2 protein-coding genes are annotated in these 1,539 nt (G+C 60.0%); one reads left to right on the top strand and one right to left on the bottom strand.

Annotated features, from left to right (window positions below):
• Positions 1-82 precede the first annotated feature (82 nt).
• On the top strand, positions 83-628 hold the full coding sequence (locus D466_RS24365) for a hypothetical protein (RefSeq protein ID WP_196803543.1): 546 nt from the start codon (positions 83-85) through the stop codon (positions 626-628).
• 236 nt (positions 629-864) lie between these two features.
• On the opposite strand, the gene D466_RS24595 is transcribed toward D466_RS24365, so the two are convergent.
• Positions 865-1,539: hypothetical protein (locus D466_RS24595; protein ID WP_018915434.1), on the bottom strand; the 675-nt coding region annotated here is incomplete at its 5' end.

Below are 1,539 nucleotides of genomic sequence, written 5' to 3'. Positions count from 1 at the left end.
GCATCGCCGTCACCGCCGATGCCTCATAATCCGCTCGTCCTGCATGGAGGAGTTTGACTGGCCATAAGTGGGGGAATTTGAAGTGGCCATCGGGGATTTATATCTGTATTTTTGTACAGTCTATTCCTCCAGAACCCAGTCTGCAAGCCACTTCGCAGCGCAAGCTCTTGCCAGAATATCCCGCACCAACCAGTTTATTTTGCAGAGTTTGCGGGATACATTACGTTGGGGATCATTAGTGGGTTCGCTATTCATCACTTGCATACTTGTATTTGGCCTTGTTGGCTTCGCTCACGCCACGCCAAAGTGTTCTGCGATCGCGGAAGGTTCCGCTGCCTATACCCGTGCCTCCGAGCTGGTGAGCCAGCTCTCCGAGTTTCGTACGTGGTCGAGCTCACATTCTTTTCCTGTCGCCTTCGGCGCTCCGACTGACGAAGAAGTATGGGTGAAGGGTAAGTGTTACTGGTCGGTATCTGTCTTCGCTGACCGTCCAGAACGGCTTGAGTTATGGCATATATTCTATGTCCGGCTTTCCAGCAAAGACGTGCTCATCCAAGACTCAGAGGGTGACCCAATCTCTCTCAAGAAGTGGCGTATGCAAAATAAAGTTGAGGGTGTAAAACCATGACCCCCAACCCGGCAGTCGAGAGGGACTGCGCAAAAGCGCGCAGCCCCTCACTTTTACGTTGGACGACAGCTTTTCTCAAAGCGCAACGGCAGCAACGGGTCGTGACCGGCCACTAGGTCGAATCCGGCGAGCGTCCGTTCAGGCCGAGTAACCGACTTTCGGCTTTTATGGCCCGCCCGCGTAGACCCCCTGGTTGCGTGTCATGCTGCCGCCTACCGGTGGGCAACGCTCACGATCTACCAGAGTCCCAAGATCCAACCTTCCACCCCCGCCATGGCTTGCTCGTAGTCGGTCAGGCCCGGCTTCAGGGCCTTCGACAGCCTGCCATCGGCATCCGCATCGCGAAGCCACGCGGCGACCGCGTACGCGTCCTGCTGATCGCCCGTGCGGCCCTCGGTTGGATAGGCCTGGCGCCACAGCAACGGGTAAACCTCGGCGATGACGGAACGATCTGGGGCAACATTCCAGCCGTCGAACGGCCAGAAGTGCGCGCGCTCGCCGAGCCTGGAGCGCAGGAAGCGCAGCCACGGTATCCCCGCATGCGTGGACTTGGCCACCGACCCCTGCACGTCGAAGTGGAACACCGACTTCGCCCGGCAGCGCTCCTCGCAGATGCGCCGCCACTTCGAGCTGCCCGTCCTGGCCGCGCCATCACCACAGACCCCGTCGCGCACGAAGTCAACGTAGGTGTTGCGCTCATCGGTCGGCCAGTGGCGCTGGAAGTCATCGAGGAAGGCCGGCCAGTCCGGCAGGAGGTGGTGCACCTCGAAGTAGCGCAACGGAAAGGAAAAGCCGTGGTCGATGCCGACCAGGGTTGGCGGCCCATCGGCGAGTACCTCGAGCAGCCAGTGGGCGATTCCCCTGCGCGTCCAGTACTTGCGCGGGCTCGGCGGCGGCTGGATTTCGACCGC

This window comes from Thiomonas sp. FB-6 (assembly GCF_000377645.1).
In the GTDB taxonomy this organism is placed as follows: Bacteria; Pseudomonadota; Gammaproteobacteria; order Burkholderiales; family Burkholderiaceae_C; genus Thiomonas_A.
The sequence above is the reverse complement of the archived record's forward strand: the minus strand, read 5'-3'. Positions and strand labels throughout refer to the sequence as shown.